Origin of the sequence: Streptomyces sp. YIM 130001 (genome assembly GCF_003574445.1) — a bacterium.
Taxonomy (GTDB): Bacteria; Actinomycetota; Actinomycetes; order Streptomycetales; family Streptomycetaceae; genus Streptomyces.
Genome location: NZ_KZ984559.1, coordinates 199,177 through 222,813 on the forward strand (window position 1 = coordinate 199,177; position 23,637 = coordinate 222,813).

The following is a 23,637-nucleotide window of genomic DNA, read 5'->3' on the forward strand; positions in this document are numbered from 1 at the left end:
GTCGTACCTCGTACGTCATATATGAGACGCGGTATATGAGGGCAGGACGACGACAGAGGGTCCCGATGAACCTTGCGCCCCACCCCATCCCCTCCCGCACGCAGTACGTGCTCGAGGCCGTCAAGCACCGCATCCTGACCGGTCGACTGGCGCCGGGCCAGGCGCTGGTGGAGACAGAACTCGCTGCGCACTTCGGGGTCTCCAAGACACCGGTGCGCGAGGCGCTGAAGACCCTGGCCGGCACCGGACTCGTGGTGATGAGCCAGTACAAGGGCGCGACCGTCCGCACCGTCGACCGGGCCATGGCCCACGAGGTGTACGACGTACGGCTGTTGCTCGAACCGGAGGCACTGCGGCGCACCGTCCGGCACAGCGCCCGCCTCGACGCGGCGAGCGAGGCACTCGACCGTGCGGAGCGGGCGGTCGATGCGGCCGAACGATCCCTGGCCAACCGGGAGTTCCACCGCGCCCTGTATCTGCCGTGCGGCAATCCACTGCTCACCCGGATGCTCGACGACGTCCGCGACCAGGCCGCGCTGGTGTCGACCGCCGCCTGGTCCGTACTGCCGTCCTGGGACCGGGAGGCGGCCGAGCACCGGGAGGTCCTGCGGCTGGCACTCGACGGCGACGCCGAGGCCGCCGGCCGCCAACTGCACCAGCACATCGCCTCGTTCGTCCTGCGCGCCTTTCCCGAGGAGGATCCGGTATGACCGGACGCACCGAACCCCGCGACTTCACCGCGCTGCGCACCGCACTCGCCGATGTGGTGGCCATCCCGGTCACGCCCTTCGCCGCCGACGGTTCGGTGGCGCGCGAGGAGTACCGGGCGCTGCTGCACCGCCTGCTCGACGGCGGTGTCCGCACCCTGACACCGAACGGCAACACCGGGGAGTTCTACGCCCTCGCCCCCGAAGAGCGGCGCCTGACCGTCGAGTTGACCCTGCGCGAGGCGGGCGACGGCAGCACGGTCCTGGCCGGTGTCGGGCACGACCTGCCGACCGCGATCGACGCCGCGCGGCACGCGCGCGACACCGGGGCCCGCATGGTGATGGTGCATCAGCCGGTGCATCCGTATGTGTCGGCGGAGGGCTGGGTGGACTACCACCGCGCCGTCGCGGACGCCGTGCCGGAGCTCGGCGTCGTGCCGTACATCCGCAATCCGCGCCTGCCGGGCGGTCGGCTCGCCGAGCTGGGTGAGCTGTGCCCCAATGTGCTGGGCGCCAAGTACGCGGTGCCGGACCCGGCGGTGTTCGCGGCGTTCGCCCGGGACGCGGGCCTGGAACGGTTCGTGTGGGTGGCCGGGCTGGCCGAGCTCTACGCCCCCGCGTACTGGCCCATGGGCGCCACCGGCTTCACGTCGGGCCTGGTCAACGTGGCACCGGCGCTGTCGCTTCGGATGCTGCGAGCGCTCCGCGACGGCGACCACCCGGCGGCCGTGCGGGTGTGGGAGCAGATCCGGCCGTTCGAGGAACTGCGCGCCGCCGACCAGTCCGCCGACAACGTCTCGGTCGTCAAGGAAGCCCTCTGTGCACTCGGCCTGTGCCGCCGCGAGGTGCGTCCACCGAGTCGCGTTCTGCCCGCCGAACTGCAGGCCCGCGTAGCCGAGTTGGTGAAGGGGTGGGACCTTTGAGGCCCGAGGAGCTGCGCAGTCACGCCTGGTACGGGACGGACGGGCTGCGGTCGTTCAGCCACCGGGCCAGGACCCGCCAGCTCGGTTACCTGCCCGAGGAGCATCTGGGCAAGCCGGTCATCGCGATCCTCAACACCTGGTCCGACATCAACCCGTGCCATCAGCATCTGCGGGACCGGGCACAGGCGGTGAAGCGCGGCGTGTGGCAGGCGGGCGGATTCCCGTTGGAGTTCCCGGTCTCGACCCTGTCGGAGACGTTCCAGAAGCCGACGCCGATGCTCTACCGCAACCTCCTCGCCCTGGAGACCGAGGAACTCCTGCGCTCCTATCCGGTGGACGGCGCGGTCCTGCTCGGCGGCTGCGACAAGACGACACCCGCGCTCCTCATGGGGGCCGCCAGCGTCGACCTGCCGACGGTCTTCGTGCCGGCCGGGCCGATGCTGCCCGGACACTGGCGCGGCGAGGTGCTCGGCTCCGGCACCGACATGTGGAAGTACTGGGACGACCACCGGGCCGGATTGATCGGCGACTGTGAACTGGGCGAGCTGGAGAGCGGCCTGGCCCGCTCCCCCGGCCACTGCATGACGATGGGCACCGCCTCCACCCTGACCGCCGCCGCCGAGACACTCGGCGTGACGGTGCCGGGTGCCTCCGCCATCCCGGCCGTCGACTCGGGCCACGACCGCATGGCCGCCGCTTCGGGGCTGCGGATCGTCCCACTCGTCGAACAGGACCTGCGGTTGTCGCAGATCCTCACGAGGGAGGCGTACGAGGACGCGGTGGCCGCGGTGCTCGCCCTCGGCGGCTCCACCAACGCGGTGATCCACCTGACCGCGATGGCGGGTCGCAGCGGAGTACGGCTCGCGCTGGACGACTTCGACCGCATCGCACGGACCGTGCCCGTGCTGGCGAATGTCCGCCCGGGCGGCCGGTACCTCATGGAGGACTTCTACTTCGCGGGCGGACTGCCCGCTGTGCTGGCCGAGTTGACGGACGTACTGCACCTGGACCGGCCGACCGTCTGCCACACGAGCCTGCGCCGGCAGCTCGCCGGTGCCACGGCGCACGACCGGGAGGTGATCCGGCCGCGCGACCGGCCGCTCGCCGACGAGGGTGGGGTCGCCGTACTGCGCGGCAACCTCTGTCCGGACGGAGCCGTCATCAAGCACATCGCCGCCGAGCCCCGGCTGTTGCGCCACACCGGCCCCGCGGTGGTCTTCGACGACTACCGCACGCTCCAGCGCACCATCGACGACCCCGCACTGGGCATCACCGCCGACCATGTCCTGGTGCTGCGCGGTTCGGGCCCCAAGGGCGGCCCGGGCATGCCCGAGTACGGCATGCTCCCGATCCCGGCCCACCTCCTGGAGCAGGGGGTGCGCGACATGGTGCGGATCTCCGACGCGCGGATGAGCGGCACCTCGTACGGGACCTGTGTGCTGCATGTCGCCCCGGAGTCGCACGTCGGCGGGCCGCTCGCGCTGGTCCGCACCGGGGACACCATCACGCTCGACGTACCGGCCCGAAGTCTTCATCTGCACGTCGAGGACGAGGAGTTGGCAGCACGCCGCGCTGCCTGGACCGCTCCGGCCGCCCGCCAGGGACGGGGATACGGAGTGCTGTACGACGAGCACGTCACCCAGGCCGACGCCGGCTGCGACTTCACCTTTCTCGCGCGCCCCGGCGAGGTTCCGGAGCCTTACGCGGGCTGAACGCCGCACTTCCTCGCGGGCCCTGTACCGGCCCGCGAGGAAGTGCCGGGTCAGCGCGGCAGGCTCTCCGGTGCCGTGGCCCACTGCTTGTTCGGCTGCGCGGCGAGCCTGAAGTCGAGCCGGCCGCCGTCGGTGACCAGCTTGCCCGCGTCCCAGGAACGGTCGCTGGAGCGGCCGTCGACCCGCACCGAGTCGATGTACGGGCGGTCGTCGCCCGCGCCCGGAGCGTTGATCACGAGGTCGCGGCCGTGACGCCGGTCCACCGTGACCTTCTCGAACGACGGCGTACCGAACAGCGTCGCCGCGCTGCCGGGCTCCTGCGGGTAGAGGCCGATCGAGGCGAAGACGTACCAGGCGGACATGGTGCCGAGGTCGTCGTTGCCGGGAAGGCCGCTCGGGCCGGTGCCGTACACCGTGTCGGCGATCTGCCGGACGGTCTCCTGGGTCTTCCAGGGCTGACCGAGCGCGTTGTACAGCCACGGCGTGTGGATGCCGGGCTCGTTGGTCGGGTCGTAGCGCAGCGGGTCGCCGCCGGAGACCGACCAGGAGCCGTCCTCGTCGTGGAAGAAACCGTCGAGGCGGTCGGCGGCGGTGTCCCGCCCGCCCATCGCGGCAGCGAGTCCCGGCACGTCCTGCGGGACCATCCAGGTGTACGTGGAGCTGTTGCCCTGGGCGAAGCCCTGGTCGCTTGTCGGGTCGAATGGAGTGACCCAGGAGCCGTCGAGGTCCCGGGCCTGGATGTAGCCGGCGTCCTCGGTGGCCTGCGCGTTGTAGACGTTGCGCCAGTAGTCGGCGCGCTCACCGAAGCGGCGTGCGTCGGCCTTGCGCCCGAGCAGTTTCGCCCAGTGACCGAGCGCCGAGTCGGCGACCGCCGCCTCCAGGGTCTCGGCCGCTCCACCCCAGCAGTGGCAGTCGTCCTGCGCCGCATAGTGACTGCTCAAGTACTGCTCCAGATGGGGCCGTTGGCCCTCGCACTGGCCGGGGCAGCCGGCGTCCGAGAGCCCGTCGGGGTGCGGCACCGTGGCCTGCTCGGCCAGCGAGTCGAAGGCACCCTCGGCGTCGAAGTTCCGGACCCCCATGGCGTAGAAGGTGGCGAGGGTGGCGGCGGAGGGATCGCCGGTCATCACATGGGTGGGGCCGTTGATGTGCACCCAGCGGTCCCAGACTCCGCCGTTCTGTCGGGCGAAGTTGTACAGGGACTGCGCGAAGTCGCCCGCGACGTCCGGCTTCACAAGGGCGAGGAGCTGGATCTGGGCCCGGTACTGGTCCCAGCCGGAGAAGTTCGTGTACTGGGCGCGCTGGCCCTTGGCCAGCCGGTGCGGCTTGCCGTCCATGCCCGGATAGCGGCCGTCGGTGTCGCTGACCAGGTTGGGCTGCAGGAGCGAGTGGTAGAGGGCGGTGTAGAACGCGGTGCGGCGGTCCTCGCTGCCGCCCTTGGCGGTCACGGCGCCCAGCTCGCGGTTCCAGGCGTCGTATCCCTCGGCCGCCACCTCGTCCACGCCCGCGTCGCGCGGGATCTCGGCGCGCAGATTGGCCTCGGCGCCGGCCTGGCTCACGTACGAGATACCGAGGCGCATGGAGACTGTGCGGTCGTCGGAGGTGTCGAAGCCGACGTATCCGCCGGAGCCGCGACCCCGTCGGTCGTCGCCGGTGGCGTAGCCCTCTCCCCCGGAGGCCGAGGTGGAGCCGGGTGACAGCTTGTCGTCGTGCCAGGTGCCGTGGTCGGCGAAGTCGCGGTCGAACGTCGCGCTGAAGTGCAGTTTGTAGTAGCTCTTGCGGTTGTTCTCACCGCCGTTGGCGCGCCGGCCGCAGAATGCGCCGGTCTTCACCCAGCCGGTGACCTTGCGGGCGGCGCGGTCGATCTCGATGTGTGCGTCCTCGCTGCCGTTGAGCGAGTTGGAGGTCCTGAAGAGCAGGTTGGCGGGCTTGTCGGCCGGGAACGTGAAGTCGCCGACCCCGGCGCGTTCGCTGACCGCGAGGTCGCTGGTGACGCCGGAGTCCAGGCCGAGTGTGTAACGGCCGGGCACGGCACGCTCGTTGTCGTGCGAGAAGTCGGAGGCGTACACCTCGTCCTTGGTGTCCGCGGACGGCGAGGAGTCGACCGCGCCGGCGAACGGCATGACGGGGATGTCGCCCGCGGCACCCGGGTGGCAACCCGCGCCGTTGACGTGCGTGAGGCTGAATCCGCGGGTACGGGTGGCGTCGTAGGAGTAGCCGTTGGCGGCGCCTGTGTCGGTCTGGTCGCCTTTGGTGCTGGTGGGCGACCACGACATCATGCCGTACGGCCGCACGGCGCCGGGATAGGTGTTGCCGCCGTTGGCCGAGCCGATCAACGGGTCGACAGCAGCGGCGGGTTCGGCGGCGGGACGCCCCGACGGATCCGCGGACGCGGACCCGGGCAGGCAGGTGAGCACCACCGCGAGGCCGGTGCCGACGGCGGCGGGGACGGCCAGGCGGGATCTGCGCCAGGCGCGTGGGGACAGCAACTCTTCGGACGACACGGCTCACCACTCTCCGGGAGGCAAGGAAGGCCGCTCGGGACGGACGCGCGACGGCCGGCCCACCTTGACATCGATGTCAGACGCGCCTCGAATCCTGCAGCACGCGGCAGCGGTGGACAAGCCCCGTTCCGTACCTTGGCGGACCGTTCTCCGTACGTTCACGGGAGTCGGACGGGGTGCTCAGACACGCCCGAGCCCTTCGACGACCAGCGCGCCGGGGAGTTCGGCGAAGGCCTTGCCGGGCACGATCAGCTTGCCGCGCCGGCGCCCGCTGCCGATGAGTACATGCGGCGTATCGACCACGGCGGCGTCCACCATGACCTGCCAGTCGGCGGGCAGGCCGATGGGGGTGATCCCGCCGTACTCCATGCCGGTCTCGCCGGTCGCCGTGTCCATGGGGGCGAACGAGGCCTTGCGGGCGCCGAGTTGCTTGCGCACGGCGCCGTTCACGTCGACCCGGGCAGAGGACAGTACGACACAGGCGGCCAGGGTCGACTCGCCTCCGCGCTTACCGGCCACGACCACGCAGTTGGCCGACCGCTCCAGGAGTTCGGCCCCGTGGTGCTCGACGAAGACGGCGGTGTCGGCGATCTCCGGGTCGGTGTCCACGTAGAGGATCTGCTCGGCCGACACCGTGCCGCTCCACCGCCGTACGGCGTCGGCGACGGGTGCGGTGAGCAGGTCGAGGCAGTCCGGGGCGGGCCGGGCGTCGTCGAAGTTGCCGATGGGTGCACGCATGCCCGCAAGCTAACAGGGCTCCCGGCGTCCAGATGCGGGTGTCTCAGACTGCGGTCGCGACGACGAGCAAGCCCTTGCCGGTCAGGTCGCGGGCGGGATGGACACGGCCATCGTCAGTTCGAGCGGCTCGGGGCCCCGGTTGTGGTAGCCGTGCGGGGCGTTCGCCTCGAAGGTGACGGAGCCACCGGCCGGCACCCGGTACTCCTCGCCGTCCACGACGAGGGACAGTTCGCCCGAGGTGACGTGGAGCAGCTCCACCGTGTCCTTGAGGTGCGCGTCGGAGTCCCGGCCCTCGCCCGGCTCGAAGCGCAGCGACCACAGCTCGAACGGTCCACGCGCCCATGCGCTCACCAGCAGCCGGGACGAACTCCCCTGCTCCGTCGACCACATACGGACCGCCTGCTCGGCCGGGACCACCCGGACCCTGGCCTCCTCCTCGTGGTCGAGGAGCGCGGTGATGCTCACTCCGAGCGCGTCGGCGAGCTTCACCGTGGTGCCCACGCTGGGGTTGGTCCTGGCCTGTTCGATCTGGATGATCATGCCTCGGCTGACGCCCGACCGGGCGGCGAGCGCGTCCAGGGTGTAGCCGCACTCGCCGCGCCGGCGCCGGAGGTTGCGGGCGAGCGACTGCGTCAGCTGATCGAGGTCCGACACGCGTCCGTCCCGTCGTTTCCGAGTCCGTGGTCCCTGGCCCGGGGTCCGGGGCGCCGGAACCACGTGCGTACACCGTGGTTGTTCACCGCACTGTACTGCGGCGCGGCCCGCCGGACCCGTCGTTCACCCTGGTCACCGGGCGTCCCGGGGCGCGGACGCCGGATCAGGAGGCGGCCGGCGCCAGGCGACGGGCCAGGAACTCCTCGAACGTCAGGAGCCCCGGGTGCTCGGCCCGCAGCGCCGGGATGTCCGCCTCGTACCCCTCCTCGGCGAACCACTCGAACATCCGCTCCTCGATCGGCACCGTCACGAGCCGCGTCGGCGTCCCGGTCACCCGCTCGTAGATCTCCGCCACCTGCGGGAAGGTGAGTTCGTCACCGGCCAGCTCGATCCGGCGCCCCGTGTGGTGCGCGGGGTTCTCGAAGGCGTCGGCGGCGAAGTGCCCGATGTCGTCGGACGCCACGAACTGCATGGGGCGCTCCGGGTCGACCGGGAGCTCGAGGATCCGCTCGTCCCCGGCCTCGGCATAGTGCAGCAGGTTGTTCATGAAGAACGCGGGACGCAGGACGGTGGCCGGCAGGCCCAGCGCGCGGATGTGCCGTTCGATCTCGGCCTTCGTCTCGAAGTGGTCGATCCCGGTGGCCCGTTCGGCACCACCGACCGAGCTGTACACGAGGTGAGGTACGCCGGTCTCCGCGACCGCGTCGGCCACGGCCTTGCCCTGGCGCACCTCCGCGGCGAGCGTCTCGGGTTCGAACGCCAGCGCCTGGACGCTGAAGACGCCGCTCGCTCCGGTCATCGCCGTACGCAGCGAAGCGGGGTCGTCCAGATCGCCGCGGACCAGGATCGCGCCCTGCTCCTTCAGCTCTGCGGCCGCCGGCTTGTCCGGGTCGCGCACCAGCGCGTGCACCGGGCGGCCGCGGGCCAGGAGTTCGCGGGCGGTGGCGCCGCCCTGGTTGCCCGTGGCGCCGATGACCAGGACGAAACCGGTGTCGTTCATGGGAGCACTCCCTCCGTGGGGCGCGGAATTCGGTACTGCCGCGCCGGGAGTGACAGGTTCGTTCTTCAACCGCGGTTGAGGTCAAGCGCTGCCCGGGGACTCCGGGAGTTCGGCGAGAGCCATCAGCGCTTCGGGGGTCATGTTCTCGGGGATCGGCACCGGTGCGGGCGTACGCAACGGAGGCTGCCAGCCCTGTTCGGCGTCCCAACGTCGTACGACACGGGCAGGCGTACCGGCGACCACGCAGTGGTCCGGCACCTCGCCGCGGACGATCGAACCCGCCGCCACCACGACGTTCCGGCCGAGGCGCGACCCGGGCAGCACGACCGCGTTGGTGCCGATCCAGCAGCCGGGCCCGATGTGCACCGGCTCCATACGCGGCCACTGCTTGCCGACGGGCTGCTCGGGGTCGTCGTAACTGTGGTTGGTCGAGGTGACATACACGTACGGGCCGAAGTAGCAGTCGTCCCCGACGGTCACGGTGGTGTCCGCGATGATGTGGCTGCCGCGGCCGAGCACCACACCGTTGCCGAGGGTGAGGATCGGGTCGGGGCCGAGGTCCAGATCGGGCATCAGGCCGGCGGTGAGCGTCACCTGCTCGGCTACGACGCAGTGGTCGCCGAGCTCGATCCAGGGCTCGCCGAAGACGGTTCCCTGCGGGAAGGCGAGCCGGGTGCCGCGACCGATCGCACGGAACCGCAGCCGGCCGGGCCGCTCGGGCGTCACGGCGCCCTGCCGCTGCACCCAGCGCCAGGCCGCGTGCACCACACCGCTGGTGGCCCTGCGGCGATGCGCGGCGAGCGATGAGAACGTGTTCCGGTTCTTCGGCACGTGCCCACCGTACTCAGCGGTACTGACGTCGGAACCGGCTCTCACCTGTGATCTTCACCCCACCGCTGCACCGGCGCCGCGGGCCGTCGCCTACGGTTCCGGGTGAGCGCGACGGCCCGGTCGACCGCCATGAGCAGGAGCAGGAGCAGGACATGGGACACGAAGCACTGATCGCCCCGGTGGGCGGCAAGACCCCCGAGGTGCACCCGGAAGCCTTCGCGGCCCCGACCTCCGTCGTACTCGGCGAGGTGACCCTCGAGGCGGGATCCAGCGTCTGGTACCAGGCCGTGCTGCGCGGCGACGGCGGGCCGATCGTGCTCGGGGCGGACAGCAACATCCAGGACAACTGCACCCTGCACGTCGACCTCGGCTTCCCGCTGACGGTCGGCGAGCGGGTGTCGGTGGGGCACAACGCCACCTTGCACGGCTGCACCGTGGAGGACGACTGCCTGGTCGGTATGGGCGCGACAGTGCTCAACGGGGCGGTGATCGGGGCGGGTTCGCTGGTGGCGGCCCAGGCACTCGTACCGCAGGGCATGCAGGTGCCGCCGGGTTCGCTGGTCGCCGGGGTGCCGGCCAAGGTGCGGCGCCCGCTGACCGAGGAGGAGCGCGCGGGCCTCGAGCTCAACGCCGAGGTGTACTGCGAGCTGGCGAAGACGCACCGCGCGGCGCACGAGGACTGACCTCGACGGCGCGGCGGGTGCGTGCCGGGTCGAGTTCACCCCCGCGGCTCGACCCGCACCTGCCCCCACAGACGCAGGTCTTCGGCGGAGGCGCCGACGCGGACGGTGCGCAGGCCGGTGCCGAGCACCCAGTCGTGCCGTGCCGGATCCCAGGAGGACAGCGAGCGCCGGGACACGCGTACCGCGACCCGGCGCCGCTCCCCCGCGTCGAGGGTGAGCCTGCGGTAGCCGGCGAGCGCGGTCTCCGCCTGGTCGAGCCGGAGGCCGGGCGCCGGGCCGAGGTACACCTGCGCCACCGTGACGCCTTGCCTGGCGCCGGTGTTGCGCACCGTGAAGGTCACGTCGACCCCGCCGTCGGCGGCCCGCACATCGAGATCCTCGTAGGCGAACGCGGTGTACGACAGGCCGTGACCGAAGGGGAAGAGCGCGCGCAGTCCGCGTGCCGCGTACCAGCGGTAGCCGACGTGGATGCCCTCGGTGTACTCCTCCCGCCCGTCGACCCCGGGATAGCGGCGTGGGTCACCGGCCGTCGGATGGGTGCGCTCGTCCACCGGGAAGCTCTGGGTGAGCCGGCCACCGGGGTCGGTGTCGCCGAACAGGACGGCTGCCGTGGCGGCGGCGCCCTCCTGGCCCGGGTAGTACATCTGCAGCACCGCGCCGGTGTGCCGCAGCCAGGGCATCGAGACGGCCGACGAGGTGTTGAGGACCACCGTGGTACGGGAGTTGACCGCGGTGACGGCCTCGATGAGGGCCTCCTGGTGGCCGGGGAGTGCGAGGCTCGTGCGGTCCTGGCCCTCGGTGGCGTCCTCGTAGGCGAAGAGGACCACGGAGTCGGCGGCGCGCGCGACCTCGACCGCCGCCGCCACGTCCTCGGCGCGGGTGGCACCGGTGATGTGCCGCAGCCGGAACTTCTGGCCCTCCTCGCCGCCCTTCGCCGTGATCCTCAACCGGTGCTCGCCTGCGGTGAGTCGCAGGGTGGCACGCCGGACACCGAGGCCGTCCGGCGCGGTGCTGACGAGACCGCCGGCGAAGTACTCGGCGGTGCCGCGCCGGACGGGGTACAGCTCGCGGTCCCCGAGGTGCACCACCGGCCGGTCCTCCCCGGTGTAGTGCAGGACGAGGGTCCACTCGTCGTCCTCGGCGACCCGCAGGGTGCCGTCGTAGCGCCACTCCTCGCCGGCCGCCACGCCCTGGCCCTCGGCGTCCAGACCGCGGGTGAGTGCGCCGCCGGGCAGAGCCCGGCCGAAGACGTCCTCGCCGAGCGCGTAGCGGACCCGTGCGTCGTCACCCGCGCGCTTCCTGATCGCGTCGAGCGGGCTCGTCGCGCGGTCGGGCACCACGTGGGCGCTGCCGCCGCCGCTGACGAAGGGCACCTGGCCGGTGGGGCCGACCACGGCCACGCTCCGGTCCGCCGCGTCCGTGAGAGGGAGTGTCCCCTCCTCGTTCCGCAGCAGGGTGGCCCCCGCCTTCGCCACCTCGAGGGCGATCCGCGCACCGGCCTGAGCGTCGCGCTCGGGCCGTGCGGGGCCGTCCGCGTCGAGCAGCCCGAAGCGGTCCAGTACGCCGAGGAGCCTGCGCACCGAACGGTCGACCTCGGACTGCGGCACGTCGCCGCCGCGTACGGCCTTGGCGAGAGGCGCTCCGAACCGGGTGCCGGCCGGCATCTCCATGTCGAGGCCCGCAGCGATGGACGGGGCCGTGCTGCGCGCCGCGTCCCAGTCCGTCATCACCCATCCCCCGAAGTTCCAGCGCCGCCGCAGGACGGTGCCGAGCAGTTGTTCGCTCTCGCTCGCGAAGCGCCCGTTGACCTTGTTGTACGCCGCCATGACCGCGCCGCAGCCGGCCGCCACCGCGGCCTCGAACCCGCGCAACTCCGTTTCGTGCAGCGTCTGTTCGTCGATCCGCACATCGACGGACATCCGGTCCTTCTCCTGGTTGTTCCCGGCGAAGTGCTTGACGGTGGCGATGAGCCCTTCGCCCTGGATGCCGCGGATCTCCTCGGCGACCAGGTCGGCGGCGAGCAACGGGTCCTCGCCGAACGTCTCGAAGTTGCGCCCGGCGTACGGGGTGCGGATCAGGTTGACCATCGGCGAGAGCAGCACGTCCTGACCGAGCGCACGACCCTCACGCCCGATCACCCGTCCGTAGGCCCGCGCGAGCGACGGGTCGAAGGCGGCGGCGAGCAGGATCGGTGCGGGCAGCGCGGTGGCGTGGGCCTTGACCCGTACGCCGGCGGGGCCGTCGGCGAGGCGCAGCGGCGGGATCCCGAGGCGCGGCACACCGGGGATGTAGCCGGCCTGTCCGAGGCCGTCGGGGTCCTCGGTGCCGTGCAGCAGGGCGACCTTCTCATCGAGTGTGAGGCGACCGATCAGGGCCTCGACGCGGGGCAGGGGGCGGGGGCCGGCTCGCCGTCGGACGGCGGGCCGCCCGGGCAGTGCGTACGCGGGGCCGCCGGTCACGGCCGCCGCGGCGACCAGGGCGCAGCTGCCGAGCAGGCGCAGCGCGGACCGCCGGGACACGGTGTCGGACATGGACCGTCACTCCTCGATGTGCGCGGGCATCGGCGCGGGCCGGGACTGCGGCCCACGACGCACTATGCGACATAAGGGGCATGACGGACCGTCGGACACCGCGGGCGCGGGGCCAGGACGACGCGTCTGGCCCCGCGGCGCCACGCGAGCGGCGGGTGCGCCCGGCCGGATCGCGGGGCTCAGGGCCGGGTACACCCGCCGCGGCGGCACGGGGTGCCGACCCGGCCATCGAGGGGAGCGGCACTCGCCGCCCGGATCGGTCGTGGCGCCGACTCAGCGGTTTCGGCCGTGGCGCCGGTTCAGCGGTTGGGGCGCAGGGTCCAGACGACCGTCATCTCACTGGTGACGGCGCCGTCCTCGCGCTGGACGGAGACGGCGACCGGGAACTCGGGGCGCTCGCCCGCGTCGAGCTCGGCGACGACGTCGGCCACCGGGCGCCCCAGAGTGGCGGTGGCGGTGACCGGCCCCATGGCCAGTTTCTTGAACGCGATGTCGGCCGTCACGGGAAGCGGCACGGCGCGCGAGAGCTGGTCACCGAAGGCGGCCAGGACGACAGCGCCACTGGCCGACTCCCCGAGGGTGAACATCGCACCGGCGTGCGGGCCACCGACGTGATTGCGGTAGTCCGGCTCGTCCGGCAGGTGCACCACCGCACGTTCGGGGGTGACCTCGCCGTAGGACAGCCCCAGGGTCTTCACCATCGGCACCGTGGCGGACAGCATCTCGCCGATCGACATCTCATCAGTACTCATGAGGTGATGTTACTCGCTGGTATCCGCCCCCGACCAGCCTTTCCCTGGAGACGAACTCGCCCCCTTTGTCCGGCCGTACGGCATCAGCACGGTCACAGTCGCATCAGCACGGTCACATTGAGGGGGGCGGCCGTGGCACACCGCGGCGGGCGCCGTCTATCGTTAACCGCCATGTGGCCAGGACAGCAGCCGCCCGGGGGCGAGCAGAACCCGCAGGACCAGAGTCAGAACCCCTATCAGCAGCCGGGGTATCAGACACCGAACCCGTACCAGCAGCCGGGGTACCACACTCCGAACCCGTACCAGCAGCAAACGCAGCCGGGCGGCGCTCCGCAGTGGAACACCCCGGCCCCGCTCGGCGCGCCGGAACCGCCGCCGGGGAACGACCGCAAGAAGACCACGGTGATCGCGATCGTCGCGGCGACCGCCGTCGTGATCGCGGCCGGCGTCACGGGATTCTTCGTGCTCGGCGGGGACGACAAGGACGACAAGAAGAAGGACGAGGCGAAGGGCGGCGGCGACAAGTCGTCCTCCGCACCGAAGACCCCGAAGCCGACCCAGACGGAGGAGGGAAACCCGCGGGACGGCAGCGGCGGCGAGAAGGCGACGGTGCCGGGATGGAAGACCGTGGTCAACCCGAAGTGGGGCACCGCCTTCGACGTACCGGCCGAGTGGAGCGTCATGTCGCCCGGCACCTCGATCGGCTTCGAGGACCCGGACAGCAAGGACATGAAGCCGCTGATCACCATGTCGGCGCCCGCCGAGTACAAGGGCGAATGGTGCACGGAGGACGACGACAAGGACGGCGAGGAGGACCACACGAGGCTCGCCGCGGCCGGCACCAAGGGTGCGAACGGCGCCAAGAACGAGGACGAGGTGGCCGTCAACTCGGTGCCCTGGTGGGTCTTCGGTGGCTACACCCAGCCCGACAAGAAGAGCCTCACCGTCCCGAAGCTCGGCAAGGCCAAGGCCTACACGACGAAGGCCGGCATCAAGGGCAAGTACGCCTGGTCGCGCTCCACGAACTCGCCGCAGATCGGTAAGTCGAAGTGCGCCACGGACGGCAAGGCGATCTCGTTCGGCTTCAAGAACGCCAAGGGTGACTTCGTGTCCTGGCACTTCTACGGCGCCAAGGGCGTCAAGGAAGAGGTCAAGGAAGAGACGATCATGAAGATCCTCTCCACGCTGCGCCTCGCCAAGGACGCCCCGACGGGCTGACACCACCCCTGCGGACACCGCCGCCACACCGAGGGCCGCCCCGGACACCGGGGCGGCCCTTGGCGCGACTCGGGCGATCCGAGCTCGGCCTGTCCCGGCACCCACGACGCAGCGTCCTCGGTCGACGCTCCGTCAAGTCGCCGCAGTGGCTCAGGAGATGGTGAACGAACCGTCCGGAGGTACCGGGGACGCGACCGCGTGGTCGTCGAGTACGACCGGCGCCGAGCCGGTCAACCGGCGTAGAGCGGGGCCGTGTTCGACGCGGGCCGGGAAGGCGTCGGCGGCGGTGCGGCGAGTGAGGGCGGCGATGGGGAGTTCACGGTCGGAGGCGATCAGTACCGCGTTGCCGAACCGCCGGCCGCGCAGGACCGCCGGCTCGGCAATGACCGCCAGGTGCTCGAAGACCGCCCCGAACGTGGCCAGTTGGGAGCCCAGGAACGCGAAGGGCGCACCGTCGGCCAGATTCGCCGCGTAGACACCGCCGGGCCGCAGCACCCGCGCCGCCTCCCGGGCGTACGTGAGGGACGTGAGGTGGGCCGGCACCCGGGAGCCGCCGAACACGTCCGCCACGATCACCTCCGCGCCGGCGGCGGGCGCCGCCGTCAGCCATTCGCGCGCATCGGTGGCGTGCGTGCGGACGCCGGATCCGGGTGGCAGCGGGAGGTGCTCGGCGATCAGCGAGAGCAGCCCGCCGTCCGCCTCCACCACGTCCTGGCGCGAGCCGGGCCGAGTGACGCAGACATAACGCGGCAGGGTGAGCGCTCCGCCGCCGAGGTGCACCACGTCGAGGGGCAGACCCTCGACGGCCACCGTGTCCAGCACGTGCCCGAGCCTTCGCGCGTACTCGAACTCGAGATACGTCGGCTCGTCCAGGTCCACGTACGACTGCGGCGCACCGTCCACCGTGAGCAGCCACGCACGGTCCCGGTCCACGTCCGGCATCAGCTTGGCGTCTCCGTGGTCCACGGTGCACGACACAGGTCTCGGCTCTTCCACGGGTGCCATTGTGCCGCGCGGGCGGGGCCCGTGACCCGACGGTCGGCGCCCGGCCGTCGAGATCCCGCAGGAAGCGCCGCGTCCATGTCGGATTCCCGTACCGCGAGGGTGACCGGCCGGCGCACGGGCGGACATGCCGCCCACGCGGGCGCGGTGACCGGACGTACCGATCTGGTGGTCTCGGTGCTCTGTCGCGGCGCCGAGGACCTGTACACCTTCGTCAGCGGCGGACTGGGCCGACTCGAAGGCGTCCGCACCGCGGAGACCGCGGTGCCCCTGCGTCGGCTGAAGAGCCTGACCAACGAACCGGCCCCGCCCCGGCCTTGACCGAGACGGCCGGGGGCACCTGAACGCGACGATGCCCGGCTCGCGTACGACGTACGCGAACCGGGCACCCGTCGGACGGGGCGTCCTAACCGACCTCCGTCACCTTTCCTGCCGCGACCGTGCGGCCGCCCTCGCGGACGGCGAAGCCGAGACCCGCCTCGAGCGGGACGTCCCGGCCCAGCTCCACGGTCACGGTGACCGTGTCACCGGGGCGCGCGACGGCGGTCTCGCCCAGGTCGACGTCGCCCACCACGTCCGCGGTCCTGATGTAGAACTGCGGCCGGTAGCCGGTGGACACCGGTGTCGTACGGCCTCCCTCGCGCGCGGAGAGGACGTACACCTCGGCGGTGAACCGGCGCGCGGGCGTGACACTGCCCGGCGCCGCGACCACGTGGCCGCGCCGCACTCCGTCGCGCGGGACTCCACGCAGCAGCAGCGCGACGTTGTCGCCGGCCTCCGCGCTCTCCATCGGCTTGCCGAAGGTCTCGAGCCCGGTGACCACCGTGTCGATGTCCGCGCCGAGCACCTCGACGCGGTCACCGACGCGCACGGTGCCGCGCTCGACGGCTCCGGTGACCACCGTGCCGCGGCCGGTGATGGTGAGGACGTTCTCCACCGGCAGCAGGAACGGCGCGTCGGTGTAGCGCACCGGCATCGGCACATGGGTGTCGATGGCGTCGAGCAACTGGCGCAGGGCGGCGGTCCATTGGGGGTCACCCTCCAGAGCCTTGAGTCCCGAGACCCGTACGACGGGGACGGTGTCGCCCGCGTAGCCGTGCTCGCCGAGCAGCTCGCGGACCTCCAGCTCGACCAGGTCGGTCAGCTCGGGGTCACCGGCGTCCGCCTTGTTGAGGGCGACGACGATGTGCCGGACGCCGACCTGACGGGCGAGCAGCACGTGCTCGGCCGTCTGAGGCATGATCCCGTCTAGCGCGGAGACGACGAGTACGGCACCGTCGAGCTGGGCCGCGCCGGTGACCATGTTCTTGACGTAGTCCGCGTGTCCGGGCATGTCGACGTGCGCGTAGTGCCGGGTGTCGGTCTCGTACTCGACGTGCGAGATGTTGATGGTGATGCCGCGCAGCGCCTCCTCCGGGGCCCGGTCGATGCGGTCAAACGGCACGAAGGTGCCGCCGCCGTCCTCGCTGAGCACCTTGGTGATGGCGGCGGTCAGCGTCGTCTTGCCGTGGTCGACGTGGCCCATCGTGCCGATGTTGAGGTGGGGCTTGGTGCGCGTGTATGCCGTCTTGGACATGGCTGTTCTGCTCCGCGGAACGAAGTGAGGTCTCTTTCGGGAGACGGGGACCCCCCGGTCCGACCGACCCTCCCCCTGTGGGGTCCGCCGGAATGTCCGGGGAGGGTCAGCGTCGTGCGCCGTCCGCGGGGAATGCGGCAGCCTCGGCGGCGCCCGCGACTGCGGGCGCTGCTGCGAGGAACATCTGCCGGAACATGGCCATGATCCTGGCGCAGCGCGGGCCCCTGCGCGACTGATTTTCCGTACGGAGGCGGGGGCGCGGGCGGCCGTGCCGACCCGGGACGGGACCGTGACGCCCGTGAGACGCACCATACGGCGATCACACATACCTGTCGGTTACGCTCCCCGAATGCCCGTCCCCGTCCCCGGGCCCGCTCCCACGGGCCTCGCCGTGCGCTGCGGCCGCATCCTGCTCTCGCCGTGGTCGCGGTTCGCGCTGCTGGTGGCCGTCCTGTCGGGCGCCGGTCTGCTCGTGCTGCTCTTCGAGCCCCAGGAGCTGCTCTCGCGGGGCTGGCCGCCACAGCTGAACGGCGCCACCGCGGTGGTCGCCTTCGCGCTGGCGTACGGACTGTGCACCGCGGCGTTCGTCCCGCGCCCCCTGCTCAATCTCGCGGCGGGCGCACTCTTCGGCTCCCAACTGGGCCTGGCGGGCGCCGTGGCCGGGACGGTACTCGGCGCCGGGATCGCGTTCGGCCTCGGCCGGGTACTCGGGCAGGAGGCGCTGCGGCCGCTGATCCGGGGGCGGCTGCTCGTCGCGGTGGACGGTCAGTTCAGCCGGCACGGCTTCCGCTCGATGCTGGCGGTGCGGCTGTTTCCCGGGGTGCCGTTCGCCGTGGCCAACTACTGCGCCGCCTTCTCCCGGATGCGCTGGTTCCCGTTCCTCCTCGCCACCGGGCTCGGCTCGATACCCAACACCGCCGCCTACGTGGTGGCGGGCAGCCAAGCGGCGACACCGACGTCCCCCGCGTTCCTCGTCGCCATGGGCTTCATCGCGCTCAGCGGACTGGCCGCGGCGCTTGTCGCCTGGCGCAAGCGGAACGCCCTGCGGGGCCGCGCGGGGGCGTGAGCCCGTACCTCTCCCAGATGCGGACCGGGGCCCTCCCGGGGCGTTGACCCGCCCTTTCGGGAAGGTGAACCGGGCCGTTCACATCCGGGCGGTACTCTTCGCCGCGGCGGACCGACGATCTACGTCGCCACCGCGGCTCGACGTCGCCGCCACCACCCATTCCGCAGCCCGTCGGGCCCCTCGCGCGCGGCCCGACGCACAATCAGATCCGGGACGGCACAGGCCGCATGAGCTGGTTCGAATCATTCATCCTCGGACTCGTCCAAGGGCTCACCGAGTTCCTGCCCATCTCCTCCAGCGCGCACCTGCGGCTGACCGCGGCGTTCGCCGGATGGCACGACCCGGGGGCGGCCTTCACGGCCATCACGCAGATCGGCACGGAGACCGCCGTCCTGATCTACTTCCGCAAGGACATCGTGCGGATCGTCTCCGCGTGGTCCCGCTCGCTCCGGGACAAGTCCATGCGCGGTGATCACGACGCGCAGCTCGGCTGGCTGGTCATCGTCGGCTCGATCCCGATCGGCGTTCTCGGCATCACGCTCAAGGACCAGATCGAGGGCCCGTTCCGTGACCTGCGGCTGATCGCCACGACGCTGATCGTGATGGGCGTCGTGCTCGGCGTCGCCGACCGCCTCGCCGCGCGCGACGAGGCAGGGGGACGGCACCGCGCGATCAGGGAACGCAAGACGCTCAAGGATCTGGGCGTCAAGGACGGTCTGATCTACGGCTTCTGTCAGGCGATGGCACTGATCCCCGGTGTCTCCCGCTCGGGCGCGACGATCAGCGGTGGTCTGCTGATGGGCTACACCCGTGAATCCGCGGCCCGCTACTCCTTCCTCCTCGCGATCCCGGCGGTGCTCGCCTCGGGTGCGTACGAGCTGAAGGACGCGGGGGAAGGTCATGTGTCCTGGGGGCCGACCGTTTTCGCGACGTTCATCGCTTTCGGTGTGGGTTACGCGGTCATCGCCTGGTTCATGAAGTTCATCACCACCAAGAGCTTCATGCCGTTCGTCTACTACCGGATCGTCCTCGGCCTCGCCCTCTTCGTCCTGGTCGGAACCGACGCGCTCAGCCCGCACGCGGGAGAGTCGGCGGAATGAGGGCCGGCGCGATGAGGGGCACACGGCCGGGCGGGGTGCACGAGCCGCCCGGGTTCACTCGAATGGCCTAGTCGCCCTCGGTCGCCACGTGCCGCCGTGACCGCCGCTCGCCCACCGCCCGAGACCGTCTGGCGCCCAGCCGCAGCTACGGTCGGTGAAGGCCTGGCTTGCGTACCCCTCCGCTCCAGCGCCCGATGGACATGAGGCACACGGCACCTCCGGCGATCTCGGATCGCCCCCTGTGCCTGAGGGAGTGATCACGCATGACAGAGGGCGAGACCTTCAGCAAATCCGATGCCCTCGTTGGGCTCACCGCCTACGACCGCGAGGGCGACAAGATCGGCAGCGTCGAGCGGGTCTTCCTGGACGACGACACGGGCCGCCCGGAGTGGGCGACGGTGAAGACGGGCCTCTTCGGCATGAAGGAGACGTTCGTCCCGCTCGCCGGTGCCAGCCGCAAGGGAGACGCCCTGAACGTGCCCCACAGCAAGGAGACCGTCAAGGACGCCCCGCGGGTCGACGCGGATCAGCACCTGGAGCCGCGACAGGAACAGGAGCTGTACACGCACTACGGCGTGACGCCGCCGGCCGGGACCCAGCGGGCCCCCGGCCAGGGCACGGGTCGTACCGGCCAGGGCATCGGCCAGACCGGTCAGGGCACGGGAAGCGCCGGCAGGCCGCAGGCCGTTCCCGACACCGCACTGAGCGGTGGCGTGGGCGCGGGCGCCGGTGCGGGAGCGGGCGCTGCGGCAGTCGCCGGCAGCGGCCGTGCCGACGAGAGCTCCGGACGCCACGCCGGCGCCCGTGAACCGGCGATGCGTTCGGGCCCGGGCTCGGAGGGCAAGGACCACGAGATGATCCGCTCCGAGGAGCGGCTGCACGTCGGTACCCGGGAGGAGGAGGTCGGCCAGGCTCACCTCCGCAAGGTCGTGGTGACCGAGGACGTCACGACGTCCGTACCGCTCTCGCACGAAGAGGTACGCGTGGTGCGCGAGCCGATCAAGGAGGGCGACGCCAAGGGCGCGACCATCAGCGAGGCCGAGACCGAGGTGACGCTGCACGCCGAACGGCCGGTGGTCCGCAAGGACACCGTGGCGGTGGAGCGTGTCCGTCTGGAGACCGAGAAGGTCCAGGAGACCCAGGAGGTCTCCGAGACGGTCCGCAAGGAGGAGATCCAGTTCGACAGCCCGCAGGACCACAAGGGCATGCCGGGCGAGGGTGGCCGCGGTAAGCGGGGACCGCGCCACTGACCCCCTGGTGGTCCGCGGTAGGTGCCCGGCCCGGCTCCGTCCCTCGAGGGCGGAGCCGGGCTGTTGTCCGTCGGCCCGGCACGGGGGAGGGTGGCCGGCGGCCACGCGTCCCGGGCTCCCCGGCAGGACGGCTTCCTGCTCCGATCGGACCGGGGCGCGGCCGTACCGGGAAGCGTGTGTGCGGTACGGGCGCGGGCGGACCGGTCGCACGGGGCGCGTTCGCCCCTGCCGGCGCCGCGCCCGCTGCCCGGTTCGCCCGCTCACGGGACGTGTCGCCGAAGAGGCGCCCGAGACCGAAGGCCGCACGGCTCTTGGCTCCGCGGTCCCCGTGTTCAAGACTGAGCCGATGACGCAGCGTGTGGACCTCGCGACCGTGATGGACCGGCTGGCCATCGACGCTCTCATCACCGACTACGCCAGGTCCGTGGACGACGCCGCATGGTCGGCGTACCGCGGCCTGTTCAGCCCGGACGGCCGTGCCGACTACCGGTCGGCGGGCGGCATCGAAGGCACGGCGGACGAGGTGGCCGACTGGCTCGCGCAGAATCTGCGGATCTTCACGATGCGCCAGCACCTCGTGGTGAACCGAAGGCTCCGCTTCAACCTCACCGACGGCGCCGTCGGTGACGACGCGCGGCTCGAAGCCGACTACTTCAACCCGATGCGGACCGGGTCCGCCGGCTCCGCCCCGGACTTCGAATGCGGCGGCCGCTATCTCTTCGGCCTGCGGCGGGACGACGCGGGCTGGCGGATCGCCCTGGTCGAGGTGCACGAGAAGTGGCGCCGGATCCGCCGCTCCCCCGGGGCCGATTGAGCCGGCGTGAGGCCGGGCGGTGCCACCGCGGCGCAGCCCGTGCGGAGCAACCGGTTCCACGCACCCTGTCGCGTACCGCCGTACGCCCGCACACTGGTCCTACGCAGCGGCGTGCAGGCGAGGAGGCGGGGCATGGACTTCTTGGCCGGGACGACGGGAGCCGGAATCGCACGCAGGGCGGGCCGGGCACTCGACTCGCCGTGGTGGCGGGGTGGCGCGGCGTTCGCCGCGGGGGCGTTGCCCGCGCTCGCCTTCCCCGCGCCCGCCTGGTGGTGGTTCGCCTACGTCGCCCTCGTGCCGTGGATCCTGCTGGCGGCGTCCGCGCCGACGTACCGGCGGGCGGGGCTCGACGGATGGATCGGCGGGATCGGCTTCATGCTGGCCGTGCACCACTGGCTCTTGCCCAGCCTGCATGTGTTCACGTTGCTGATCGCGGCTCTGCTGGGTCTCTTGTGGTGGCCCTGGGGCCGGCTCGTGCGGCAGCTGCTTGCGGGGCGCCCTTCGCCGCGGCGGGCCGCGGCCGCTCTGGTGGTGCTGCCGTCGGTCTGGCTGTTCGCCGAGCTGGTGCGGTCGTGGGAGAGGCTCGGTGGCCCGTGGGGGCTGCTCGGATCGAGCCAGTGGCAGGTGGAACCTGCGCTTCGGCTCGTCTCGGTGGGTGGCGTCTGGCTGGTCAGCCTGGTCATCGTCGCGGTCAACACGGCGGTGGCCCTGCTGATCGCCGTTCCGGCCGCCCGTACCCCCGCCGCCGCGGGGATGGCACTCACCGCGGTCGCCGTGAGCGCCGTGTGGGTGTGGGCGCCGCGGCCGGAACGGGACGGCACGGCGCGGATCGCGCTCGTCCAGGCCGGGATGTTCGACGGCGACAGCGGCGCCGCGCAGCGCTTCGAGAAGCAGGAGGCGCTGACCAGGGAGCTGGCCGGGCGGGACCTCGATCTGGTGGTGTGGGGCGAGAGCAGCGTCGGATTCGATCTGGCGGACCGCCCCGATCTCGCCGACCGCCTCTCCCGGCTGTCGCGGGACGTGGGCGCGGACATCCTGGTGAACGTCGACGCGCGGCGCTCGGACCGGCCCGGCATCTTCAAGTCCTCGGTCCTGGTGGGCCCGAAGGGCTTGACCGGTGACCGCTACGACAAGATGCGCCTGGTGCCGTTCGGTGAGTACGTGCCGGCGCGGGCTCTCCTCGGGTGGGCCACGTCCGTCGGCAAGGCCGCGGGCGAGGACCGGGTGCGCGGTGAGACGCCGGCCCTGATGCGGCTGTCCGGCGGGCTGCAGGCCGGGCCGCTGGTCTGCTTCGAGTCGGCGTTCCCGGACATGAGCCGGCATCTGACGCGGGAGGGTGCGGGGTTGTTGCTCGCGCAGTCCTCGACGTCGAGTTTCCAGGGCAGTTGGGCGCCGGAGCAGCACGCCTCGCTCGCCGCGATCCGGGCCGCGGAGAGCGGACGGCCCATGGCGCACGCCACGCTGACCGGCGTCTCCGCCGTGTACGGCCCGTCCGGGGAACGGATCGGCAGGCAGTTGGGTACCGACGAGCGGAGCGCCGAGGTGTACGAGGTGCCGCTGGCCTCCGGCGTCACCGCGTACGTACGGATCGGCGACTGGGCCATGCACGGAGCACTCGGCGTACTCGCCGCGTTCTGTGCGGTGGAGGGGCTGCGGGCCTTCAGACGGCCGCAGTCAGAAGGCGTTCCAGCACCCGTTCGCACAATGCGTGAGTCGCCAGCGCGTCCCGGGCGCTGAGCGTCCGGCCCACGCGGACCGCGTCGAGGAATTCGAGTACGGCCTGTTCGAGGCCGCGCTGGCGGGCGACCGGCACCCAGTCTCCGCGCCGGCGCACGCTGGGCTGCCCCCTGTGGTCGACGACCTCGGCGAGATTGCGCACCTCGCGCTTGGCGTCCTGGCCCGACACCTCGAGCAGTTCCTCGGTGGAGCCGCTGAGCCGGTTCATGGCCCCGATCGCGGTGAACCCGTCGCCCGAGAGCTGCAGAACGACATGGTGGAGCAGCCCGTCGCGCATCCTGCCGCGGACCACCACGTCGTCGACGGTGCCGGGTGCGAGGAAGCGCAGCGTGTCCACCACGTGGATGAAGTCGTCCAGGACGAAGGTGCGCGGGTCCTCGGGCAGTCCGGCACGGTGCTTCTGCAGCAGGATCAGATCGCGCGGGTGCTCGAGGCACTGGGCGTAGCCCGGTGCGTGACGGCGGTTGAAGCCGACGGCGAGGGACACTCCGCGGTCCTCGGCGAGCGCCACCAGCCGTTCGGACTCGGCGAGTTCGTACGCGATGGGCTTGTCGACGTAGGTGGGGACGCCGGCCTCGACGAGGCGTTCGACGATGGCGGGGTGGGCCGCGGTCGGGGCGTGCACCAGGGCGGCGTCGAGGCCCTGGACGAGCAGTGAGTCCAGGTCGGTGTGGAGCCGCTCGGCCGACAGGTGGTGGGCGGCTCCGATGCGCTCCAGGGTGGCCGCGGTGCGGGTCTGCAGGTGCAGTTCGACGCCGGGGAGGGTGGCGAGTACCGGAAGGTAGGCCTTCTGCGCGATGTCACCGAGCCCGATGCAGCCGACCTTCACGTCCGTCTCCCCT

21 protein-coding genes are annotated in these 23,637 nt (G+C 71.8%); 11 read left to right on the top strand and 10 right to left on the bottom strand.

Annotated elements, in window-relative coordinates; all coding sequences use genetic code 11:
* Nucleotides 1-65: 65 nt before the first annotated feature.
* The 3 genes from DSC45_RS22070 to araD are packed head-to-tail and all read left to right on the top strand — an operon-like array spanning nt 66 to nt 3,342.
* On the top strand, nt 66-710 hold the full coding sequence (locus DSC45_RS22070; protein ID WP_119293631.1) for a GntR family transcriptional regulator: 645 nt from the start codon (nt 66-68) through the stop codon (nt 708-710).
* Nucleotides 707-1,630 (top strand): dihydrodipicolinate synthase family protein, encoded by a 924-nt coding sequence (locus tag DSC45_RS22075; protein WP_119293633.1) that lies wholly within the window; start codon nt 707-709, stop codon nt 1,628-1,630. Before DSC45_RS22070 ends, DSC45_RS22075 begins: the two co-directional genes overlap by 4 nt.
* Entirely contained in the window at nt 1,618-3,342 is a 1,725-nt protein-coding gene (gene araD, locus DSC45_RS22080) for an L-arabinonate dehydratase (RefSeq protein WP_119293635.1), read from the top strand. Before DSC45_RS22075 ends, araD begins: the two co-directional genes overlap by 13 nt.
* A 50-nt stretch (nt 3,343-3,392) precedes the next feature.
* Here araD and DSC45_RS22085 read toward each other — a convergent pair whose 3' ends face one another.
* The 5 genes from DSC45_RS22085 to DSC45_RS22105 form a co-directional block, all read right to left on the bottom strand.
* Entirely contained in the window at nt 3,393-5,744 is a 2,352-nt protein-coding gene (locus DSC45_RS22085) for a GH92 family glycosyl hydrolase (RefSeq protein WP_240434777.1), read from the bottom strand.
* 279 nt (nt 5,745-6,023) lie between these two features.
* Entirely contained in the window at nt 6,024-6,581 is a 558-nt protein-coding gene (locus tag DSC45_RS22090; protein ID WP_119293636.1) for a YbaK/EbsC family protein, read from the bottom strand.
* An 81-nt stretch (nt 6,582-6,662) separates the two neighbouring features.
* On the bottom strand, nt 6,663-7,235 hold the full coding sequence (locus DSC45_RS22095; protein ID WP_119293637.1) for a helix-turn-helix domain-containing protein: 573 nt from the start codon (nt 7,233-7,235) through the stop codon (nt 6,663-6,665).
* Between the two features lie 163 nt (nt 7,236-7,398).
* Nucleotides 7,399-8,235 carry an NmrA/HSCARG family protein gene (locus DSC45_RS22100; RefSeq protein ID WP_119293638.1) on the bottom strand — a complete coding sequence of 279 codons (837 nt, stop codon included), beginning with the start codon at nt 8,233-8,235 and terminating at the stop codon, nt 7,399-7,401.
* A gap of 81 nt (nt 8,236-8,316) precedes the next feature.
* Nucleotides 8,317-9,066: an acyltransferase gene (locus DSC45_RS22105; protein WP_119293723.1), complete on the bottom strand. Its 750-nt coding sequence runs from the start codon at nt 9,064-9,066 to the stop codon at nt 8,317-8,319.
* Nucleotides 9,067-9,218: 152 nt separating this feature from the next.
* On the opposite strand from DSC45_RS22105, the gene DSC45_RS22110 reads away from it, so the two are divergent.
* Nucleotides 9,219-9,749 (top strand): gamma carbonic anhydrase family protein, encoded by a 531-nt coding sequence (locus DSC45_RS22110; protein ID WP_119293724.1) that lies wholly within the window; start codon nt 9,219-9,221, stop codon nt 9,747-9,749.
* A 35-nt stretch (nt 9,750-9,784) separates the two neighbouring features.
* Here DSC45_RS22110 and DSC45_RS22115 read toward each other — a convergent pair whose 3' ends face one another.
* Nucleotides 9,785-12,280, bottom strand: coding sequence for a beta-glucosidase family protein (locus tag DSC45_RS22115; RefSeq protein ID WP_119293639.1), 2,496 nt, complete (start codon nt 12,278-12,280; stop codon nt 9,785-9,787).
* 299 nt (nt 12,281-12,579) lie between these two features.
* A complete protein-coding gene (locus DSC45_RS22120) occupies nt 12,580-13,017 on the bottom strand; it encodes a DUF4442 domain-containing protein (protein WP_119293640.1) in 438 nt (145 codons plus the stop codon).
* A gap of 186 nt (nt 13,018-13,203) precedes the next feature.
* Between DSC45_RS22120 and DSC45_RS22125 the strand changes: the two genes are divergently transcribed.
* Nucleotides 13,204-14,250 carry a DUF8017 domain-containing protein gene (locus tag DSC45_RS22125; protein ID WP_119293641.1) on the top strand — a complete coding sequence of 349 codons (1,047 nt, stop codon included), beginning with the start codon at nt 13,204-13,206 and terminating at the stop codon, nt 14,248-14,250.
* Nucleotides 14,251-14,400: 150 nt separating this feature from the next.
* Here the strand turns inward: DSC45_RS22125 and DSC45_RS22130 are convergent, their stop codons facing one another.
* A complete protein-coding gene (locus DSC45_RS22130; RefSeq protein ID WP_119293642.1) occupies nt 14,401-15,255 on the bottom strand; it encodes a spermidine synthase in 855 nt (284 codons plus the stop codon).
* Nucleotides 15,256-15,330: 75 nt separating this feature from the next.
* Between DSC45_RS22130 and DSC45_RS22135 the strand changes: the two genes are divergently transcribed.
* Entirely contained in the window at nt 15,331-15,573 is a 243-nt protein-coding gene (locus DSC45_RS22135; protein WP_119293643.1) for an Lrp/AsnC ligand binding domain-containing protein, read from the top strand.
* Nucleotides 15,574-15,658: 85 nt separating this feature from the next.
* Here the strand turns inward: DSC45_RS22135 and tuf are convergent, their stop codons facing one another.
* Complete coding sequence (gene tuf / locus DSC45_RS22140) at nt 15,659-16,828, bottom strand: elongation factor Tu (RefSeq protein WP_119293644.1); 1,170 nt, start codon at nt 16,826-16,828, stop codon at nt 15,659-15,661.
* Between the two features lie 349 nt (nt 16,829-17,177).
* Between tuf and DSC45_RS22145 the strand changes: the two genes are divergently transcribed.
* From DSC45_RS22145 to lnt, 5 genes are all read left to right on the top strand, one after another.
* Complete coding sequence (locus DSC45_RS22145) at nt 17,178-17,894, top strand: TVP38/TMEM64 family protein (RefSeq protein ID WP_119293645.1); 717 nt, start codon at nt 17,178-17,180, stop codon at nt 17,892-17,894.
* Between the two features lie 227 nt (nt 17,895-18,121).
* Complete coding sequence (locus DSC45_RS22150) at nt 18,122-18,994, top strand: undecaprenyl-diphosphate phosphatase (protein WP_119293646.1); 873 nt, start codon at nt 18,122-18,124, stop codon at nt 18,992-18,994.
* 263 nt (nt 18,995-19,257) lie between these two features.
* Nucleotides 19,258-20,244, top strand: coding sequence for a DUF2382 domain-containing protein (locus tag DSC45_RS22155; RefSeq protein WP_119293647.1), 987 nt, complete (start codon nt 19,258-19,260; stop codon nt 20,242-20,244).
* A gap of 346 nt (nt 20,245-20,590) precedes the next feature.
* Nucleotides 20,591-21,058: a nuclear transport factor 2 family protein gene (locus DSC45_RS22160; protein ID WP_119293725.1), complete on the top strand. Its 468-nt coding sequence runs from the start codon at nt 20,591-20,593 to the stop codon at nt 21,056-21,058.
* A 132-nt stretch (nt 21,059-21,190) separates the two neighbouring features.
* Nucleotides 21,191-22,795, top strand: a complete 1,605-nt coding sequence (lnt, locus tag DSC45_RS22165) for an apolipoprotein N-acyltransferase (RefSeq protein WP_119293648.1) — start codon at nt 21,191-21,193, stop codon at nt 22,793-22,795.
* On the opposite strand, the gene DSC45_RS22170 is transcribed toward lnt, so the two are convergent.
* Nucleotides 22,719-23,624 (bottom strand): Gfo/Idh/MocA family protein, encoded by a 906-nt coding sequence (locus DSC45_RS22170; protein WP_119293649.1) that lies wholly within the window; start codon nt 23,622-23,624, stop codon nt 22,719-22,721. The genes lnt and DSC45_RS22170 overlap by 77 nt on opposite strands.
* Nucleotides 23,625-23,637 lie beyond the last annotated feature (13 nt).

Excerpts from the sequence above, each read along its gene's own strand:
- DSC45_RS22070 (WP_119293631.1), top strand. The coding sequence starts at position 66 with ATGAACCTTGCGCCCCACCCCATCCCCTCCCGCACGCAGTACGTGCTC.
- DSC45_RS22075 (WP_119293633.1), top strand. The coding sequence starts at position 707 with ATGACCGGACGCACCGAACCCCGCGACTTCACCGCGCTGCGCACCGCA.
- DSC45_RS22090 (WP_119293636.1), bottom strand. The coding sequence starts at position 6,581 with ATGCGTGCACCCATCGGCAACTTCGACGACGCCCGGCCCGCCCCGGAC.
- DSC45_RS22100 (WP_119293638.1), bottom strand. The coding sequence starts at position 8,235 with ATGAACGACACCGGTTTCGTCCTGGTCATCGGCGCCACGGGCAACCAG.
- DSC45_RS22110 (WP_119293724.1), top strand. The coding sequence starts at position 9,219 with ATGGGACACGAAGCACTGATCGCCCCGGTGGGCGGCAAGACCCCCGAG.
- DSC45_RS22115 (WP_119293639.1), bottom strand. The coding sequence starts at position 12,280 with ATGTCCGACACCGTGTCCCGGCGGTCCGCGCTGCGCCTGCTCGGCAGC.
- DSC45_RS22120 (WP_119293640.1), bottom strand. The coding sequence starts at position 13,017 with ATGTCGATCGGCGAGATGCTGTCCGCCACGGTGCCGATGGTGAAGACC.
- DSC45_RS22125 (WP_119293641.1), top strand. The coding sequence starts at position 13,204 with ATGTGGCCAGGACAGCAGCCGCCCGGGGGCGAGCAGAACCCGCAGGAC.
- DSC45_RS22130 (WP_119293642.1), bottom strand. The coding sequence starts at position 15,255 with ATGGCACCCGTGGAAGAGCCGAGACCTGTGTCGTGCACCGTGGACCAC.
- DSC45_RS22135 (WP_119293643.1), top strand. The coding sequence starts at position 15,331 with ATGTCGGATTCCCGTACCGCGAGGGTGACCGGCCGGCGCACGGGCGGA.
- tuf (WP_119293644.1), bottom strand. The coding sequence starts at position 16,828 with ATGTCCAAGACGGCATACACGCGCACCAAGCCCCACCTCAACATCGGC.
- DSC45_RS22145 (WP_119293645.1), top strand. The coding sequence starts at position 17,178 with ATGCCCGTCCCCGTCCCCGGGCCCGCTCCCACGGGCCTCGCCGTGCGC.
- DSC45_RS22150 (WP_119293646.1), top strand. The coding sequence starts at position 18,122 with ATGAGCTGGTTCGAATCATTCATCCTCGGACTCGTCCAAGGGCTCACC.
- DSC45_RS22155 (WP_119293647.1), top strand. The coding sequence starts at position 19,258 with ATGACAGAGGGCGAGACCTTCAGCAAATCCGATGCCCTCGTTGGGCTC.
- DSC45_RS22160 (WP_119293725.1), top strand. The coding sequence starts at position 20,591 with ATGACGCAGCGTGTGGACCTCGCGACCGTGATGGACCGGCTGGCCATC.
- lnt (WP_119293648.1), top strand. The coding sequence starts at position 21,191 with ATGGACTTCTTGGCCGGGACGACGGGAGCCGGAATCGCACGCAGGGCG.